At 66.0% G+C, this 18187-nt stretch carries 19 protein-coding genes; 10 read left to right on the plus strand and 9 right to left on the minus strand.

Annotation, left to right across the window (positions count from 1 at the left end; translation table 11 throughout):
* Window positions 1–42 precede the first annotated feature (42 nt).
* Window positions 43–1587, minus strand: a complete 1545-nt coding sequence (locus tag HDC94_RS09235; protein WP_179496886.1) for an APC family permease — start codon at window positions 1585–1587, stop codon at window positions 43–45.
* A gap of 82 nt (window positions 1588–1669) precedes the next feature.
* Window positions 1670–2473 carry an RNA methyltransferase gene (locus tag HDC94_RS09240; RefSeq protein WP_179498987.1) on the minus strand — a complete coding sequence of 268 codons (804 nt, stop codon included), beginning with the start codon at window positions 2471–2473 and terminating at the stop codon, window positions 1670–1672.
* A gap of 146 nt (window positions 2474–2619) precedes the next feature.
* On the opposite strand from HDC94_RS09240, the gene HDC94_RS09245 reads away from it, so the two are divergent.
* The 3 genes from HDC94_RS09245 to HDC94_RS09255 are packed head-to-tail and all read left to right on the plus strand — an operon-like array spanning window position 2620 to window position 4605.
* On the plus strand, window positions 2620–3462 hold the full coding sequence (locus tag HDC94_RS09245) for a Sir2 family NAD-dependent protein deacetylase (RefSeq protein ID WP_179496888.1): 843 nt from the start codon (window positions 2620–2622) through the stop codon (window positions 3460–3462).
* 43 nt (window positions 3463–3505) lie between these two features.
* Window positions 3506–4144, plus strand: a complete 639-nt coding sequence (locus HDC94_RS09250; RefSeq protein WP_179496890.1) for a histidine phosphatase family protein — start codon at window positions 3506–3508, stop codon at window positions 4142–4144.
* Window positions 4141–4605, plus strand: a complete 465-nt coding sequence (locus HDC94_RS09255) for a YbaK/EbsC family protein (protein ID WP_218870533.1) — start codon at window positions 4141–4143, stop codon at window positions 4603–4605. Before HDC94_RS09250 ends, HDC94_RS09255 begins: the two co-directional genes overlap by 4 nt.
* On the opposite strand, the gene HDC94_RS09260 is transcribed toward HDC94_RS09255, so the two are convergent.
* Window positions 4598–5671, minus strand: coding sequence for a glycosyltransferase family 1 protein (locus HDC94_RS09260; RefSeq protein WP_179496892.1), 1074 nt, complete (start codon window positions 5669–5671; stop codon window positions 4598–4600). The genes HDC94_RS09255 and HDC94_RS09260 overlap by 8 nt on opposite strands.
* The gene (locus HDC94_RS09265) at window positions 5668–6597 is read right to left on the minus strand and encodes an alpha/beta fold hydrolase (RefSeq protein ID WP_179496894.1); all 930 of its coding nucleotides are present in this window, start codon (window positions 6595–6597) and stop codon (window positions 5668–5670) included. Before HDC94_RS09265 ends, HDC94_RS09260 begins: the two co-directional genes overlap by 4 nt.
* Before the next feature lie 87 nt (window positions 6598–6684).
* Here HDC94_RS09265 and treS point away from each other — a divergent pair, with 87 nt between their 5' ends.
* The gene (treS, locus tag HDC94_RS09270; RefSeq protein WP_179496896.1) at window positions 6685–8397 is read left to right on the plus strand and encodes a maltose alpha-D-glucosyltransferase; all 1713 of its coding nucleotides are present in this window, start codon (window positions 6685–6687) and stop codon (window positions 8395–8397) included.
* A 40-nt stretch (window positions 8398–8437) separates the two neighbouring features.
* Window positions 8438–9859: an exonuclease domain-containing protein gene (locus HDC94_RS14785; RefSeq protein WP_179496899.1), complete on the plus strand. Its 1422-nt coding sequence runs from the start codon at window positions 8438–8440 to the stop codon at window positions 9857–9859.
* A gap of 92 nt (window positions 9860–9951) precedes the next feature.
* Here HDC94_RS14785 and HDC94_RS09280 read toward each other — a convergent pair whose 3' ends face one another.
* The 3 genes from HDC94_RS09280 to glgA form a co-directional block, all read right to left on the minus strand.
* Window positions 9952–10218, minus strand: a complete 267-nt coding sequence (locus tag HDC94_RS09280) for a type B 50S ribosomal protein L31 (protein ID WP_179496901.1) — start codon at window positions 10216–10218, stop codon at window positions 9952–9954.
* A 121-nt stretch (window positions 10219–10339) separates the two neighbouring features.
* Window positions 10340–11122: an ABC transporter ATP-binding protein gene (locus HDC94_RS09285; RefSeq protein ID WP_179496903.1), complete on the minus strand. Its 783-nt coding sequence runs from the start codon at window positions 11120–11122 to the stop codon at window positions 10340–10342.
* A gap of 13 nt (window positions 11123–11135) precedes the next feature.
* Window positions 11136–12338 carry a glycogen synthase gene (gene glgA / locus HDC94_RS09290; protein ID WP_179496905.1) on the minus strand — a complete coding sequence of 401 codons (1203 nt, stop codon included), beginning with the start codon at window positions 12336–12338 and terminating at the stop codon, window positions 11136–11138.
* Window positions 12339–12398: 60 nt separating this feature from the next.
* On the opposite strand from glgA, the gene HDC94_RS09295 reads away from it, so the two are divergent.
* Together HDC94_RS09295 and serB are read left to right on the plus strand one after the other, a co-directional pair.
* On the plus strand, window positions 12399–13637 hold the full coding sequence (locus HDC94_RS09295; protein ID WP_179496907.1) for a glucose-1-phosphate adenylyltransferase: 1239 nt from the start codon (window positions 12399–12401) through the stop codon (window positions 13635–13637).
* A 32-nt stretch (window positions 13638–13669) separates the two neighbouring features.
* Window positions 13670–14308: a phosphoserine phosphatase SerB gene (gene serB, locus HDC94_RS09300; RefSeq protein ID WP_179496909.1), complete on the plus strand. Its 639-nt coding sequence runs from the start codon at window positions 13670–13672 to the stop codon at window positions 14306–14308.
* Between the two features lie 18 nt (window positions 14309–14326).
* Here serB and HDC94_RS09305 read toward each other — a convergent pair whose 3' ends face one another.
* Window positions 14327–15037 carry a beta-ketoacyl-ACP reductase gene (locus tag HDC94_RS09305; RefSeq protein WP_179496911.1) on the minus strand — a complete coding sequence of 237 codons (711 nt, stop codon included), beginning with the start codon at window positions 15035–15037 and terminating at the stop codon, window positions 14327–14329.
* A gap of 80 nt (window positions 15038–15117) precedes the next feature.
* On the opposite strand from HDC94_RS09305, the gene HDC94_RS09310 reads away from it, so the two are divergent.
* The 3 genes from HDC94_RS09310 to HDC94_RS09320 are packed head-to-tail and all read left to right on the plus strand — an operon-like array spanning window position 15118 to window position 16471.
* Complete coding sequence (locus HDC94_RS09310) at window positions 15118–15390, plus strand: DUF3099 domain-containing protein (RefSeq protein ID WP_179496913.1); 273 nt, start codon at window positions 15118–15120, stop codon at window positions 15388–15390.
* A 5-nt stretch (window positions 15391–15395) separates the two neighbouring features.
* Window positions 15396–15632, plus strand: a complete 237-nt coding sequence (locus tag HDC94_RS09315) for a hypothetical protein (protein WP_179496915.1) — start codon at window positions 15396–15398, stop codon at window positions 15630–15632.
* On the plus strand, window positions 15629–16471 hold the full coding sequence (locus HDC94_RS09320) for an SURF1 family protein (protein WP_308495688.1): 843 nt from the start codon (window positions 15629–15631) through the stop codon (window positions 16469–16471). The genes HDC94_RS09315 and HDC94_RS09320 overlap by 4 nt, the downstream gene beginning before the upstream one ends.
* Before the next feature lie 15 nt (window positions 16472–16486).
* On the opposite strand, the gene HDC94_RS09325 is transcribed toward HDC94_RS09320, so the two are convergent.
* Entirely contained in the window at window positions 16487–18085 is a 1599-nt protein-coding gene (locus HDC94_RS09325) for an ABC-F family ATP-binding cassette domain-containing protein (RefSeq protein WP_179496917.1), read from the minus strand.
* Window positions 18086–18187 lie beyond the last annotated feature (102 nt).

Below are 18187 nucleotides of genomic sequence, written 5' to 3' on the forward strand. Positions count from 1 at the left end.
TTCATCGTAGGCAGAGTGCGTTCAGAACTCCTGAACGGCGTGTCAGGCCCAGCCGCCATCCACAGACCTGCGCGGCGGGACTGTCTCCTCCGGCACGAGAACCTCCGTCGTCTCGTTGAGCGTCTCGCCCCGGAAGAACGGCTTCGACCGCGGGAAGAACGACCACACGATCATGAGCACAACGCCGAGCGCGAGAGACCCGATTCCGACGACGAACACCCCACCGATGCCGAAGATGACGGTGTACCCGTAGTCCGGATTGAACATGTCGATGGCAGAAAAGATGAAGGCCGCCGTCAGCATGAGGGCGCCGAGCAGCGGAAAGAGGAACTTGAAGAACACGTTGTGAGCATTGGCGAACAGCTCCCGCCGGAAGAACCACACGCACGCGAACCCCGTGATCGCGTAGTAGAAGGCGATCGCGAGTCCGAGCGACAGGATCGTGTCCGAGAGGAAGTCCTCGCTCACGATCGTCAGGCCCACATAGAACACGGTGGACACGATGCCCATCACGACGGTGGAGAACGCTGGGGTGTGGTACTTCGGATGCACCATGCCGAAGCGACGCGGCAGTGCGCGATACGCGGCCATCGCCAGCGTGCCACGTGCCGTGGGAAGGATCGTGGTCTGGGTCGAGGACACCGCCGACACGAGAACCGCGATCACGAGGAGCCACGCGAGCGGGCCGAACAGCACGTCCTTCAGGGCGAAGAACACGTCCTCCGCGTTGTTCTCGTTGCCGAGGCCGAGTCCGGTCGTTCCGAGCCCTGCGTACGCCATGGCGGCGACGGTCACGCCCACGTAGGTCACGAGCAGGATGAGCGTCGACAGGATCGCGGCACGGCCGGGGATCCGCTCAGGATCCTTCGTCTCCTCGTTGAGTGCGAGACACGTGTCCCATCCCCAGTAGATGAAGAGCGCGAGCAGGATCGCCTCCACGAATCCCGACGCTGATTCGAAGGCGAAGGGGTTGAACCAGGACAGCTCCGGTACGGTCGCCCCGGCCGGCGCGGTACCCGTCGACAGGGCGACGATGACGGCGATCACAAAGATGATGAGGGCCAGGTACTGGATGCCCAGCAGCACGTTCTGCAGCTTCTCGCCGATCTCGGTCCCCCGGTAGCTGATGTAGGTCATGAGCGCGATGAAGACGACGCCGGTCGCCGTCACGATGACCGGGTTCTGTGCGATGTCCTCGTTGATCAGCAACCAGAAGTACTTGCCGCCGATCTGGGCGAGGTTGGCGAGTACAACCATTCCCGCAACGGCGACGCCCCAGCCGCCCATCCAGCCCACGCGCGGCCCGAAGGCCTTCGTCGCCCAGGTGAAGGTGGTGCCGCAATCCGGGACTGCGCGGTTGAGCTCCCGGTAGGCGAACGCGATGAGGAGCATCGGCACGAACGCGATGATGAACGCGACGGGAGCCTGCGCCCCCACGGCCAGCACGACGAAGCCGAGGGTCGCTGCGAGGGAGTAGACCGGCGCGGTGGACGCGAGCCCGATGACGGTGGAGCCGACGAGGCCCAATGTTCCCGTCGCGAGCCCCTTCGAGGGCATCCTGGGTGCCGTTGCGGTCGTCTCCGCCATGTCTCGCTCCTCGCCGTCGGGGTATCGAGAGCATAGTCCCGAGCGGACGGGAGCGTGTCCGGCCTGTGGGTGGTTCCCGAACTCAGCGTGCTCGGAGGGCGTAGAGCGCAACCGCGCTCGCCGACGCCACGTTGAGGGAATCCACACCGTGCAGCATCGGGATCGTCACGACGGTGTCGGCGGCGCGGAGCGCGGCAGGAGACAACCCGTCCCCCTCGGTGCCGACCACGATCGCGACGCGATCAGGAGGGGCAACCGAGAAGTCGTCGAGGGACACCGCGTCGTCGGCGAGGGCGAGGGCGGCGATGTGGAATCCCGCCGAATGCAGCTCTTCGGCGCCGGCTGGCCATTCGGCGAGCCTGGTCCACGGCACCTGCAGCACGGTTCCCATGCTCACGCGAACACTCCGGCGGTACAGCGGGTCGGCACACCGCGGGGTGACGAGGACAGCATCCGCCCCGAGTCCCGCGACGGAACGGAAGATCGCCCCCACGTTCGTGTGGTCAACGACATCCTCGATGACCACCACACGACGTGCGCCCGCGAGCAGGTCGCTGACGTTCGGCAGAGGGGGGCGATGCATGGATGCCAGTGCACCCCTGTGCAGCGTGAACCCGGTCAGCTGCTCGAGCAGCTCCGAATCCCCGACGAACACGGGAACGTCGAAGTCCTCGACGAGGGGTGCGACATCGTCCACCCACTTCTCGAGGAGCAGCACGGAGCGCGGCCGGTGTCCTGCGGCGAGGGCGCGCGTGATGACCTTGGACGACTCAGCGATGTAGAGGCCACCAGCGGGCTCCGAGACGCGACGGAGCGCGACATCCGTCAGATCGCGGTAGTCGGAGAGCCGGGGATCGTCGAGCGACTCGATGTGACTGATCTGCACCTGAACTCCCGCCGTGACCGTGATGCGGCCGCCCGAGAGACTGTAGCCGACGAGAGTTGGGGTGGACACTCACGGTTTCTCGCAGCGCTGGGAAACATGCCGGAAAACTTCGTTGCCTAGGCTTAGTGACGTCGGGAAGGAGCACCATGACGACCCAGTACGCGGGAACCGCCGCATCTTCCCCTCGTCTCGACGACGCCGTGAGCCTCCTGCGCGGTCGCACGCTCGCCATTCTCACGGGTGCAGGCGTCAGTACCGACTCGGGAATTCCCGACTACCGCGGTGAGGGCGCTCCGGTTCGCACCCCCATGACCTTCCAACAGTTCCTCGACAGCGCGAACTACCGCAAGCGCTACTGGGCAGGCAGCCACCTCGGCTGGAAGCGATTCGACTCGGCAGAACCCAACCTCGGGCATCAGTCCATTGCGGAGCTCGAGCGCCGCGGAATCCTCGACGGCGTGATCACCCAGAACGTCGACGGACTGCACCTGCGGGCTGGCTCGGTTCGGGTCGTCGACCTGCATGGCTCCATGGACCGTGTGCGCTGCCTCACGTGCGGCCAGCACTACGCGAGAGCGAGCATCGCCGACCGGATCGCAGCCGACAACCCGTGGCTCGAGTCGCCGGATGCCGTCGAGCTCTCCCCCGATGGCGACGTCGAGATCCACGATGTCGACGGCTTCGTGATTCCCGACTGCAGTGTGTGTGGCGGCATTCTCAAGCCTGACGTCGTGTTCTTCGGTGAGCTAGTACCCCGCGAGAAGTTCGACGAGGCGCGCGCCCTCGTGAAGCGCGCCGAGGCGCTCGTGATCGCCGGCTCCTCCCTCGTCGTGAATTCCGGCATCCGGCTTCTCGACCAGGCGACGCGTCGCCGCATGCCCGTCGTGATCATCAACCGTGGTTCGACGAAGGGTGACATCCGCGCGAGCGTTAAGATCGAGTCGGGAACGTCGGAGACTCTCGCAGATCTCCTCGAGAGGCTCAGCTAGGCCACTGCGTCCCTCAAGGCTCTCTGTCCTGAAAGGCCACGCCGTGTTGTTGTATCTCGTTCGCCACGGCGAAACCGACTGGAATCTGCAGCGTCGGATTCAGGGGAGCACCGACATCCCGCTCAATGAGACCGGCCGCGAGCAGGCTGTCGCGACGGGGAGACTACTCGCGCGACGCAGGTGGGATGCCATCTACTCCTCGCCGCTGTCGCGAGCCATGGAGACCGGCGAGCTGATCGCCCGTGAGCTCGGGATGCCGGGCCCCATCCCCGTCGAGACCCTCGTCGAACGCAACTACGGCGAGGCGGAGGGTCTCGCCGACCCCGAACTCTCCCAGCGCTTCCCGGAGGGTTCTGAGGTCCCCGGTCGTGAATCCCGCGAGGAGGTCGTAGCGCGCGTCTTCCCCGCGCTCATGCAGTTGGCTGAGGAGCACCCGGACCAGGCTGTGCTCGTCGTGAGCCACGGCGGCGTCATCCGGTCGATCCTGTCCGTCGTCGACCCCGACCGCGACCACGGCCGGATCGCGAACGGGTCGGTCCACAGTTTCCGTCATGACAATGGCTCGTTCGAGCTCATCGCCTTCAACGATCCGATCGAGGAGGAGTCCCTCGAACCCGGGGCGCCGGGCCTCGATGAGCAGAACGCGATCGAGGGTCGCGAAGACGCCGGAGTCCGCCGGTGAGCGACCGTCGCGCCGATGCCTACGTGGAGAAGCTCGCGGCCCTCGGCATCGAGATCGAGGCCCGCGAGATGACGGAGAGCACCCACACGGCGCAGCAGGCGGCCGAGGCGATCGGATGCCCGGTCGAGGCGATCGTCAAGAGCCTCCTGTTCCGCGCCGGGGACGATTTCGTGCTGGTCCTGGCGTCTGGCCCCCACCGCGTCGACACGGACCTCGTCGGCGCGCTCGTGGGTGCGCCCGTGTCGATGGCGGATGCGAAGTCGGTGAAGCTCGTCACGGGCTACAGCATCGGCGGTGTGCCGCCGCTCGCCCATGCCCAGCAGCTCCCCACGATCCTGGACGAGACGCTCCTGCTCCTGCCCGAGGTCTGGGCGGCCGCCGGCAGTGCGAACTCGGTCTTTCCGATCGCACCCGGCCGGCTGGTCGAGCTGGCCGGGGCGAGGGTCGGGCGCGTCAGTTAGAGCGTCGGGCCGCGGCATCCCGAAGCACGTCGAGGAGCTGCCGCGCCGCGTCAGGCCAGTTGTACCGCTTGGCCCACTCCGCGGAGGCGAGCGAACGGCTCCGCCATTCCTCGGGGTCATCGAGTGCACGCACGGCGTCCACGAGCGACTCGATCGAATCAGGATCGAAGTAGCCAGCTGGCGCTCCCCCGATCTCCCGGAAGATCGCCGTATCGCTCAGGAGGACGGGCGTTCCCAACGCCTGGGCCTCGACGACGGGCAGGCCGAAGCCCTCATCGCGGGAGGCCGACACAAGCGCGAAGGCAGACGTGAGGGCGTCGTTGTACTGCTCGTCGCTGGCTCCATTGAGGAACTCGATCGATCCCTCCGGCGCCATCGCTGTGAGCCGCTCGCGTTCCGCGTCGCTGATGCGACTCATGAGCCGCAGGCGGAACCCCGGCAGTGAAGCCAGGGACCGCGCGAGCAGATCGACATTCTTGTAGGGCATGAAGGACCCCATGTAGACGAGATCGCGTGTGGCAGGCATCTGCCGATCCGGGGCCGTCTCGGGCTGCTCAGTGCCGAGGAGCACGACGTGCATGGGGTTACGCGTCATCCGGTACTTCGCCATGAGGTCGCGCGTGGTCTCCGAGTCCACGAGGTGAGCGTCGGCCCGGTTGAGCACCGCTCGCTGGAAACCCACCCACAGGTGGTACGCGCGCCAGAGAAGTCGCAGCGCGGGGTTGAGATCGCGCGGTGGCGTGCGGTGACGGTAGTAGATCAGGTCGTGGACCGTGGTGACGAGCGCGTAGTTGCGTCCGCCGGGTCCCATCGTCTGCATGGGCGTGAAGACCACGTCCGGTTGGTACTTGTTGACGGTTCGTGCCACCCAGGGCTCCGTGATGGCGGTCGGGTCAGGACCCATCACCCAGGGAAGGTCAGGGAGCATCTCCAGCTGGCGCTCGTCGGAGATCAGCATCGTCACGGGATGCAGCTTGGCGAGTTCCTCCACCAGGCGCGCACCGTAGCGCGAGATCCCGTCGTGACGCCCGAGCCGCGTGTATCGGCAATCGAAGATGATCTTCATCGCTGGCCCTCCGCCATGGGTTCTGCTGGTCCGGGAACCGATCCGTCGCCGAGGAACTCGACGATCGCCTCTGCCGCCTCGCGCGGCTTCTCGTAGTGGACGAGGTGCCCGACGCCGGGGATGATCACGAGCCGGGCATCCGGGAACAGGTCGCGCAGCCGCTCCTGGGCCGCGACCGTCGTGATCGGGTCGCGGTCGGCCCCGACGAGCAGGGTCGGTTGTGTGATGCGCGCGGCGAACTGGCTGACATCCGCGGTGATGGATGCCTCGAACCCCTCGACAACGGAGTTGCGGGTCGCGTAGCGGCTGAAGTAGGTGTGGTGCTGGTCGTGGATCCAGCGACGCATCGCCGGATCCTTGGACTGCGCGAGGAACACACTCATGAAGCGCACCACGAGCCAGCTGCTGAGCAGCGAGGCGCCAAGACGCTCGGGCAGGGCGCGGCCGGCCCGGTAGTAGAGCAGGGTGAGTCTGCTGAGAAAACCGTTGGGCCCGGAGAGCGCCGGCGCAGCGATCGGGTTCACCAGAATGACGCGGGATGCCTCGAGGCCACCGGCCACGGCCGACGAGACCACGATCGATCCGAACGAGTGCCCGAGGATGACAGGACTCGTGAGGCCCAGCTCCGCGACGAAGGCGGAGAGCCACGCCGTGTACCCGGCGATGTCGTGCGAACGCCCGACAAGAGGCTCGGACTCGCCGAAACCGGGCAGGTCCGGGCTGATGATGCGAAGGCCAGAGAGATGCGCGACGACCGGGTCGAGGCCGTGATGCTCGCCACGGTAGCCGTGAACCGCGATGATGGTTGTAGTGGCATTCTCGGGGCCGTAATCCCAGTACCTCGTCGAGGTCCCGAGAACCGTCACCGTTGCTTCCCGAACGGTCACTGCGTCGAGCAGGGAGGCATAGGGGTTCGCTGTGGGCACGACGTCCATCCTAGGCAGCGCCCGTTCGACAAGCGCTTGCATCAACCGGCTCTAGACTCTATCGATCGCCTCGTCCCAAGGAGCTTCATGACCTTCACCGCCCCCATCCAGTTGCCCGGGCTCGCGCTCGACCCGCAGTGGTATCGCAGGGCAGTGTTCTACGAGGTCATGGTTCGGTCGTTCTACGACGCCAATGGTGACGGATCCGGGGATCTCGCAGGACTCATCACGAAGCTCGACTACCTCCAATGGCTGGGCGTCGACGCCCTGTGGCTTCCCCCGTTCTTCCAGTCGCCGCTGCGGGACGGTGGATACGACGTCTCCGACTTCACGGCGGTCCTCCCCGAGTTCGGCACCGTGGATGAGTTCCGCGAGCTCGTCACGAAGGCCCACGAGCGCAACATGCGCATCGTCATCGACTACCCGCTCAACCACACGTCAGACCAGCACGAGTGGTTCCAGCAGTCCCGCGAGGATCCGGAGGGCCCGTACGGCGACTACTACGTCTGGAGCGACTCCGACGAGAAGTACCCGAACATCCGCATCATCTTCGTCGACACCGAGGACTCGAACTGGGCGTTCGATCCCGTGCGTCGCCAGTTCTACTTTCACCGGTTCTTCTCGCACCAGCCGGACCTGAACTTCGAGAACCCTGCCGTTCAGCAGGAAGTTCTGAACATCATCCGTTTCTGGCTCGACATGGGGGTCGACGGTATCCGCCTCGATGCCATTCCGTACCTCTTCGAGTCCGAGGAGGGCAACGGCGAGGGTGAGCAGAAGACCCACGATTTCATCAAGGTCATTCGCGCCATGGTCGACAAGGAGTACCCGGGCCGGATGCTCATCGCCGAGGCCAACCAGTGGCCGAACGAGGTCGTGGAGTTCTTCGGCACTGTCGAGGAGCCGGAGTGCCACATGGCCTTCGACTTCCCGGTCATGCCCCGCATCTTCTACTCCCTCCGCTCGCAGCACGCCGGAGAGCTCGAGCGCGTGCTCTCCGAGGTGACCCAGGAGCCCGAGGGCTCGGCGTGGGGGGTCTTCCTCCGCAACCACGACGAGCTCACGCTCGAGATGGTGAGCGAGGAATACCGGCAGGCGATGTACGGCTGGTACGCCTACGACCCCCGCATGCGCTCGAACGTGGGAATCCGTCGTCGGCTTGCGACGCTCCTCGACAACTCCCGCCTCGAGTTCGAACTCGCGTACGCGCTGCTGTTCTCGCTCAGGGGCAGCCCCTTCCTGTACTACGGCGACGAGATCGGGATGGGCGACAACATCTGGCTGCCCGACCGCGACTCGAGCCGCACGCCCATGCAGTGGACACCCGACCGAAACGCCGGCTTCTCGACGGCCGATCCCGGCAAGCTGTTCCTGCCCGTCGTGCAGTCGCTGGTCTACAACTACACGCTCACGAACGTCGAGTCACAGCTCGCCCAGTCCCGCTCGATGCTGCACTGGGTGCGCAACATGATCCACGTGCGCAAGCAGCATCCCGTGTTCGGTCTCGGACACCTCACCGTCATGCCGAGCGACCACGACTCGGTCATCGCCTTCGTCCGTGACTACCCCGGTACCGAGGGGCAGTTCGGGGATGCCGCGGAGACGGTGCTGTGCGTCTTCAGCTTCGCGCACACCCCGGTCTCCGCCTCGGTCACACTCGAGGGATACGAGGGGGCCGAGACCTGGGACCTGTTCGGTGGGTCCCAGTTCCCGTCGGTCGATGAGTCGGGCACGCTCAACCTCACGTTGGGCTCGCAATCGTTCTACTGGCTTCGACTCGTGCCAGCGGCGCGCGGATAGCGTGACGCGCGGTGTCGTACCCGAGTCATACCCTGTCCACATGAACTCGTGGGGCAGAATCGTGGCCTTCGACCTCGAGACCACAGGAGTCGATGTCGACACCAGCCGTATCGTCTCCGCGTGCGTTGCCGTCCTGGACGCCGATGGCGATGTTGTCGCCCGGTGGGACTGGCTTGCCGACCCCGGAGTCGACATCCCAGAGGGCGCCTCGCGCGTGCACGGCATCACTACGGAGCGGGCTCGTGCGGAGGGCAGACCGGCCGCCACCGTCGTGGCCGAGATAGCCCAGGCTTTGCGTGTGAGCTTCGGACTGGGCATGCCCGTGGTCGTCTACAACGCACCGTACGACCTCAGCCTCCTCGACCGTGAGTGCCGCAGGCACGGGGTCCCGGTGCTCGACGACCTGAAGCCGGTGATTGACCCGCTCGTCATGGACAAGGCCGTCGACCGCTACCGCAAGGGCAAGCGCACACTCGAGGTCACGGCAGACCGGTATGGCGTCGACCTGTCTGATGCCCACGACGCGGGCTCGGATGCCATCGCGGCTGGGCTCGTGGCCCAGGCCCTCGCGCGCGCGTATCCGGAGGAACTGGCTCTGGATGCCCGTGACCTCCACGAGCTCCAGCGCGGCTGGTACCGCGAGCAGGCCGAGCGTTTCCAGGACTATGTGCGCACCACGAAGGGCGATTCCCAGTTCGTCGCGAACAGCGAGTGGCCGGTGAGAACGACGGAGTATGCGGTCTCCTTCGAGGACACCCAGCCGATTCCCGCTCCCCGTCCCCGTCCCAGTCTCACGGTCCCCGAGATCGACATCTACACGACGGGAACGCTCTCACTCGAGGCTTTCGCCCGGCCCCGCGCTTCGGCGTACGCGACTGCCCCGCCGCCGCAGAGTCCGCCAGCGTATCCGCGGCAGCCGCTCGAGGAGATCGAAGCGGCCCCCGTGGCGCATCCGCGCCATGCGGAGCCGCTCGTGCTCGAGGTCGTTCCCTCAACCGCGCCTGACACGGCCGACACTGCGGAGACACTCCCCCGCGTCACGCCACGTCGACCAACGGTGCTCCGCGTCGCGGCCGGCATCATCACCGATGCGAGTGGTCGCACTCTTGTCGTGCGCAAGCGGGGTACCACGGCGTTCATGCAGGCCGGCGGCAAGATCGAACCCGGCGAGAGCGCGCTGGCCGCGCTCACTCGTGAGCTTCTCGAGGAGATCGGTCTTCAGCTCGATCCCGACGCTACCGAGTATCTCGGCAGTTTCCGCGCGGAGGCTGCCAACGAGCCCAACACTGTTATTCGCGCCGAGGTGTTCGCTCTCGTCACCGACGGCGTCGTCGCGCCCTCGTCGGAGATCGAGGAGCTCGTGTGGCTCGAGACCCTCGAGAGCCCGGGCATCGAGCTGGCACCGCTCACGAGGGACACCGTGCTCCCGCTGTGGGAGAAGCGGCGCTCCGCGCTCTTCTAGCGACAAGAGCCTGTTCTCGACACAGGAACGAGCATGAGAAAGGGGCGACCGGACCGAAGTCCGAGTCGCCCCTTCTCGACGCTGTAGCGGTACTACTTGGATTCGGGCGCTGCGCCGAATGCCTTGTAGCGCGTGTTGAACTTCTCGACGCGGCCGGCGGAGTCCATGATGCGCTGCTTGCCCGTGTAGAACGGGTGCGACTCCGACGAGATCTCGACGTCGATGACGGGGTACGTGTTGCCGTCTTCCCACTCGATCGTCTTGTCGCTGCCCACGGTCGAGCGGGTCAGGAAGGTTGCGCCGGATGCCAGGTCGCGGAAAACGACGGCGTTGTACTCCGGGTGAATATCGGTCTTCATGGTGTTTCCCTGTATGAGTGGATGACTGTGGTGTGTGAAAAGTCTGTGAGGCGCGCTGGTATAGCCGCGGGCCGACCCCTTAGCTTAGCAGAAGGGCGCAGGCTTGGGAGGGAACGCCAACTTACGCGGCGCGGGCGACGAATCGCGCGCCATCCTTGGTGACGGACAGCGGCAGGCCGAACGCGGAGCTCAGATTCTCGGATGTCACGACCTCGTCGAGTGTTCCGACTGCCTGGATCTCTCCCCCGGCCAGCAGCAACGCATGGGTGAATCCTGGCGGAATCTCCTCGACGTGGTGGGTGACCATGACAATGGCCGGCGCGGCCTCGGTGCTCGCGAAGCCCCCGAGCAGAGTGACGAGTTCCTCGCGGGAGCCGAGGTCGAGACTTGCGGCTGGCTCGTCGAGAAGCAGGAGCTCAGGGTCCGTCATGATCGCCCTGGCGATCTGGACGCGCTTCTGCTCCCCGTCGCTCAGGTCTCCGAACCGTCGATCGGCCAGATGGTCGAGCTTCCATTCGGCGAGCACGCGCTGGGCCCTCCGGACGTCGACGTCCTCGTACTCCTCGTTCCAGCGGCCCGTCACGGCGAGGGCTGCTGTGAGCACGACGTCGATGACACGCTCGTCGCGTGGCATCCGTCGTGCCATGGCGCTCGACGCGAAACCGACACGCGGCCGTAACTCGAACACATCGGTGCGGCCGAGCGTGTCGTCGAGCACGGTGACTGACCCCGAGCTCGGATGGATCTGGGCGGCGGCGAGCTGCAGCAGGGTTGTCTTGCCCGCCCCATTCGGGCCAAGAATGACCCAGCGTTCGGACTCGTCGACCTCCCACGTCAGGCCGGAGAGAATCCGATTGCTATCGCGAACAACAGAGACGTCGGTGAAATCAAGAACGCTGGTCATGGTGATTCCCAGCCTACGGTGTGCCGGTGCCGCTCCCCGTGAGGCTGCGGTAGATGTCGATGGTTCGTTCGGCTATTGTCGTCCAGCTGAACTCGCGCTCCGCACGCGCTCTGCCTGCCGCGCCCATTCGTTGGGCCGCTTCGGGATCACTGACGACCTCGGTGAGTGCCGCGGCCAGGTCGGCGACGAACCGGTCGGGATCGCGCGGAGTGCCCGTGCCATCCTCGAGCTGGTCGATCGGCACGAGCCGACCGGTGACCCCATCATCGATGACCTCGGGGATGCCGCCCGTGGCGGTACCGACGACCGGAATTCCGCAGGCCATGGCCTCGAGGTTGACGATGCCGAGCGGTTCGTACACCGAGGGACACACGAACGTGGTCGCCTGTGAGAGCACGGCGGAGAGCTCGGAGTGACTGAGGAGCTGTTCGATCCACACGACGCCGGTGCGCTCCTCCTGGAGAGCAGCGACACCGGCCTGGACCTCCGCCAGGATCTCGGGGGTGTCCGGGGCGCCAGCGCAGAGGATGAGCTGCACCTCCGGTGGCAGCAGGCGAGCCGCCTTGAGGAGGTACGGGAGGCCCTTCTGGCGGGTGATCCGCCCCACGAAGACGATCGACGGTCGCTCGGGGTCGATACCGAACGAGCGAACGAGCTCTGGGTCATCGACTGGCTTCCAGTGCACCGGGTCGATGCCGTTGTGGATCACGACGACCTTCTCCTCGTCGAGTGACGGATAGGAGCGCAGGATGTCACGTCGCATCCCCGCACTCACGGCGATGACGGCGGCGGCGTTCTCGAACGCGTCCTTCTCGATCCAGCTCGACACCCGGTAGCCGCCGCCGAGCTGTTCCGCCTTCCACGGGCGCAGCGGCTCGAGGCTGTGGGCCGTGACGACGTGTGGGATGCCGTGCAGCATGCTCGCCAGGTGACCGGCAGCATTGGCGTACCAGGTGTGCGAATGGACGAGGTCGGCGCCCGCGACATCCTGGGCGATGGAGAGGTCGACGCCGAGAGTGGCGAGGGCGGGATTGGCTCCCACGAGGTTCTGCGGCACGAGGTAGGAGTGCACGTCGGGCTCGGAACGAGGCATCCCGAAACAGCGCACCTGCACGTCGAGCTGGCCCCTCAGCGCCCTGACGAGTTCCGCCACGTGGACTCCGGCACCCCCGTAGACCTCCGGTGGATACTCACGTGTGACGACATCGACTCGCATATCTTGACGCTACCCCACGTCGCTATCGTCGTGACCTCGTCCGTGACCTAGTCTTGTGCCATGGTCGCCCCAAAGATATTCGGCATCGTTCTCGCCGGTGGTGAAGGAAAGCGGCTGATGCCGTTGACAGGAGATCGGGCCAAGCCCGCCGTTCCGTTCGGTGGGGGCTACCGCCTCATCGATTTCGCCCTCTCCAACCTCATCAACTCTGGGCTGCGCCAGATCGTCGTGCTCACGCAGTACAAGTCGCACAGCCTCGACCGCCACGTCTCCCAGACCTGGCGACTCTCCGGGCTGCTGAACGCCTACGTGGCATCCGTGCCTGCACAGCAGAGACTCGGCAAGCGCTGGTTCAGTGGCTCCGCGGATGCCATCCTCCAGAGCCTCAACCTGCTCAGGGACGAGAAGCCTGACATCGTCGTTGTGGTCGGTGCCGACCACGTGTACCGCATGGACTTCAGCCAGATGATCGATGCACACATCGAGTCGGGACTGGGACTCACCGTTGCGGCGATCCGCCAGCCGATCGCGCTGGCGAACCAGTTCGGCGTGATCGAGGTGGAGGCCTCCGACCAGACGCGCATCGCGGCCTTCCACGAGAAGCCGGAGAAGCCGATCGGTCTTCTCGACTCCCCTGACGAAGTGCTGGCCTCGATGGGCAACTACGTCTTCGACGCTGACGTCCTCATCGACGCCGTCATCCGCGATGGTGAGCGGAGCGACTCCAACCACGACATGGGTGGCGACATCGTGCCCGACTTCGTCTCGCGCGGACTCGCCGGGGTCTACGACCTCAACCGCAACCACGTGCCCGGCGCCACAGACCGCGACCGCTTCTACTGGCGCGATGTGGGAACCATCGAGTCGTTCTTCGACGCCCACCAGGACCTCATCTCGGCGCTGCCCGTCTTCAACCTCTACAACCGCGAGTGGCCGATCTTCAGCCAGCAGCTCAACTCGCCGCCCGCGAAGTTCGTCCGGGATGCCCGCGGTGACCTCGGCACGATGATCGACTCGATCATCTCCCTCGGGTCGGTGCTCTCCGGTGCGCACATCGAGCGGAGCGTGCTCGGTCCGTGGGTGACCGTGGAGTCGGGCGCGCTCGTCGCTGACTCCGTGGTGTTCGAGCGCGTGAAGATCATGCCCAATGCGGTAGTCCGCAAGGCCATCCTCGACAAGGACGTCGTGGTGGAGGCCGGAGCGTCGGTCGGGGTCGACCATGACGCCGACCGTGCACGCGGCTTCACCGTGACCGAGACGGGGATCACCGTCGTCGGCAAGGGCGTCGTCGTCTCCTAATCCGTCCGTACTCCACCCGAAGGCGTTCCACCATGCCCCGATTCCTCGTCGTGCTCGACGTCGACTCCACGCTCATCGAGAACGAGGTCATCGAGCTCCTGGCCGCGGAGGCCGGCTCGTTGTCTGAGGTGGAGGACATCACCTTCAAGGCGATGAACGGGGAACTCGACTTCGAGGAGAGTCTCCGCGCGCGCGTCCACACTCTCGCTGGGCTGAAGGAGTCGGTGTTCGCCGAGGTCGGCACCCACGTCACCGTCACTCGCGGGGTTCCAGAGCTCATCGATGGGGTGCGGGGCGCCGGGGGTCGAGTCGGAGTCGTCTCCGGCGGATTCCACGAGATACTCGATCCGATCGCCGATGAGCTCGGGCTCGACTATTGGAGGGCGAACCGCCTGCAGGTCGTCGATGGCGTCCTCACCGGCGGGTTGACGGGGCCCATCATTGACGCCGAGGCGAAAGCCACCACTCTTCGCGAGTGGGCGGCCGAGTCATCCATCCCCCTGTCCAACACCGTGGCGGTCGGCGATGGTGCCAACGACCTCACGATGATGGCCATCGCGGGTCTCGCGATCGGCTTCGACGCCAAGGCACCGGTGCGTGATCTTGCTGGTGTGCTGATCGATGACCGGGACCTGAGCCAGGTGCTGCCGCTCCTGGGGCTGCGCGGCTGACTCCCCCGGGCTGAGTGCCTAGTGACCCATCCCGAGGCCGCCGTCGACCGGGATGACGGCACCGGAGATGTAGCCCGCGTCGTCGCTCGCGAGCCACGTGATGACCCTGGCGACCTCCGTCGGACTGGCGAAGCGCTTCGCGGGGATCTGCGCGAGGTAGGCCTCCTGTTGCTCCGCAGGGAGTTCGGCGGTCATATCGGTCTCGATGAACCCCGGGGCAACGACGTTCGCCGTGATCCCGCGAGACCCGAGCTCTCGCGTCAGTGAACGGGCGATTCCGATGAGCCCGCTCTTGGAGGCCGCGTAGTTGATCTGCCCAGCGGAGCCGAGGAGGCCCACGACACTCGAGACGAGGATGACACGGCCGAACCGCGCCTTCAGCATGCCCTTCGACGCCCGCTTGACCACGCGGAACGATCCGGTGAGGTTGGTGTCGATCACCTCGGTGAAGTCCTCGTCGCTCATCCGGAGGAGAAGCGTGTCACGGGTGATTCCGGCGTTGGCGACCACGACCTCCACGGGCCCCAGGGCGTTCTCGACCTCGGTGAAGGCAGCGTCGATGCTAGCGGCATCCGTCACGTCGGCGATGACCGTGAGAGTGCCCTCCGGGCCCTGGCCGGACCGGGCGGTGACGGCTACTCGGTGGCCCTGGGCGACGAACTCCTCGGCGATGGCCCGCCCGATCCCTCTGTTGCCGCCGGTGATAAGAACAGTTCTGGGCTCAGTCATGCGCACCAGCCTATTAGTCAGGCGAGGCGACGTAGGCTTGTGCCAGCGCACACAGTCGCTGGGTCAGAGGAAGGCACGTCATGGAGGAGCTTCAGTCCATCACGAGCCTTCCCGAGTCGCCGGAGGAGGAACGCAATCGGCGCTTCCTGAACTACTCCATCGCGATGGGGATCCGGTTCGTGTGCGTCATCCTGTGCTTCTTCGTGCACGGATGGTGGCTGGTCCTGCCTGTCATCGGCGCAGTGGTTCTGCCCTACGTCGCCGTCGTTGTGGCGAATGCTCGAATGGCCGGACCGGGCGCCTCGGTCGAGCGTCCCGGGCAGATTCTCCCCTACCGGGAGCCGGGCGCGTAGTACGGATGATCGATTCGCTGGAGACCACGCGTTGCTCGCGTGCGGGATGTCGTTCCGACGCGCTGTGGACGGTGGCGTGGCGTAATCCGCGTATCCACTCGGCCGACCGCGTGAAGACCTGGCTCGCCTGTGACGAGCACCGCGAGTACCTGCGCGACTACCTCGCGACACGAGGGTTCCCCGTCACGGTGGTGCCGTTGGGCGAAATCGTTGATCGAGTTCCCGACGGGGCCGGCCAGTGAGCACGGGGTGGCGGTTCGCACTGTCCCGACGCTGGCTCGGATACCTCGCGCTCGTCGTGATCTTCGCTGTCGCCTGCGTATTCCTTTCGATGTGGCAACTCGCGCGGCGGGACGAGGCACGTGCCGCCATCGAGGTCGTCGAGCGCAACTGGGACGCACAGCCGGTGTCGATCGATCGCGCCCTTCCCGAGTTGGATGAGTTCGATGCCACGGAGCAGTGGCTGCCTGTGACCGTGTCGGGCACCTACCTCACCGACGAGCAACTGCTGGTTCGCGGGCGTCCGATGAACGGCGCTGCGGGATTCGCCGTTCTCGTACCCTTCCTCCTCGATGACGGCAGCGTCTTCGTGGTGGACCGTGGCTGGGTACCCACTGGCAACGAACAAGACGCTCCCGATGCCGTTCCCGCGCCGCCCGAGGGTCGGGTAACGGTCACGGCACGGCTCAAGCCCAGCGAACCCGTGCTCGCCGGCCGCTCGGCGCCGGAGGGTCAACTCGCCACGATCAATCTGGGCCAAGTGGAGCAGCTTGTCGATCGACCCACCTACACAGGTGCCTATGGAGTTCTCGCGCAGGAGGATCCGCTTCCCGCCGAGACGAGGCCAGCGGCCACCGTACGACCCGAACCGGATGAGGGGCCGCACCTCTCGTACGCCTTCCAGTGGCTCGTCTTCGGCGTCATGGCCTTCATCGCGCTTGCATGGGCCGTGCGGCAGGAGTACAGGGCTCGCAACGAGGATGACCCGGACGAAATGGCGCGGGCGGAGAAGCGCCGCGCGAAGGCGGCCAAACGATCTCCGAGCGATGCGGACGTCGAGGACGCACTCCTCGATCGCTGAGCGAGGGTGACCCGATCACGCCAGGCTGATCAGGTCCGCGTAGTCCTTGTTCCAGTGGTCCTCGACGCCGTCGGGCAGGATCAGCACACGCTCGGGGTTGAGCGCCTCCACAGCGCCCTCGTCGTGGCTCACCAGTACGACCGCTCCCGTGTAGCTCGCGAGAGCGCCGAGGATCTCCTCGCGGCTCGCGGGGTCGAGGTTGTTGGTCGGCTCGTCCAGCAGGAGCACGTTCGCTCCGCTGACCACGATCATGGCGAGGGCGAGGCGGGTCTTCTCGCCACCGCTCAGAACTCCCGCGGGCTTGGAGGTGTCATCCCCCGTGAACAGGAACGAGCCGAGCACCCGGCGGGCCTCCGTCTCGGTGATGTTCGGGCTCGCCGAGACCATGTTCTCGAGCACGGAACGCTTGACGTCGATCGTCTCGTGCTCCTGGGCGTAGTAGCCGATCCGCAGGCCGTGGCCACCTTCGATGGAGCCCGTGTCTGGCTTGTCGACGCCGGCGAGAATACGCAGGAGCGTGGTCTTGCCCGCGCCGTTCAGGCCGAGCACGACGACCTTGGACCCGCGGTCGATCGCGAGGTCAACCGCGGTGAAGATCTCGAGTGAGCCGTAGCTACGCGAGAGGTTGTGTCCCATGAGCGGGGTGCGTCCGCACGCGACCGGGTCGGGGAAGCGCAGCTTCGCCACGCGGTCCACGGCGCGAACCTCGTCGAGTCCGGAGAGCATCTTCTCGGCGCGAGCAACCATCTGGTGCGCGGCGGCGGCCTTTGAGGCCTTTGCGCCGAAGCGGGCAGCCTGGAGCTGCAGCTGCGTCGCCTTCTTCTCGACGTTGACGCGTTCCTTCTTGCGGCGCTCCTCGTCGGCCTCGCGCTGCCTCAGGTAGTGCTTCCAGCCCATGTTGTAGATGTCGATGCACTGGCGATTGGCATCGAGGTAGAAGACCTTGTTGACGGTCTCCCCCACAAGTTCGACATCGTGGGAGATCACGATGAACCCGCCCTGGTACGTCTTCAGGAACTCCCGCAGCCACACGACCGAGTCTGCATCGAGGTGGTTGGTGGGCTCGTCGAGGATCATGACCTCGGCATCGGAAAAGAGGATGCGAGCGAGCTCGATGCGTCGTCGCTGTCCGCCGGAGAGCGTCTTGAGGGGCTGATCGAGGATTCGGTCGGGAAGGCTCAGGTTGCTGGCGATGGATGCCGCCTCGGCCTCGGCCGCGTAACCGCCGAGTGCCTCGAACCGGTCCGTGAGCCGCTCGTACCTCTTCATCGCGGCAGCACTCTTCGCCGGATCGTCGTCGGCCATGCCCATCGACGCCTCCTGCATACCCTGGACCAGGTCACCCAGGCCTCGGGCGTTCAGGATGCGAGTGCGCGCGAGTTCCTCGGGGTCTCCCGATCGCGGGTCTTGAGGAAGATACCCGACAGCGCCGCTACTCGTGACCGATCCGGCAGTGGCCGGGAGTTCCCCCGCGAGTACCTTGGTCAGCGTCGTCTTGCCGGCGCCATTGCGCCCGACGAGACCGATCTTGTCGCCCTGGGTCACACGGAAGCTCACGTTCTCCATGAGGAGGCGTGCGCCAACGCGCAACTCTAGGTCCTGTACAGAAAGCACAGCGGAGATCCAGTTCTCTGGGCGCGTTCGTAGGACGCGAAAAACGGGGGGTCAGCCACACAGTCTACGGTGGGACGCGGGGCACACCGTCCGGATGATCCG

It is taken from the genome of Leifsonia sp. AK011 (assembly GCF_013410945.1).
In the GTDB taxonomy this organism is placed as follows: domain Bacteria; phylum Actinomycetota; class Actinomycetes; order Actinomycetales; family Microbacteriaceae; genus Rhodoglobus.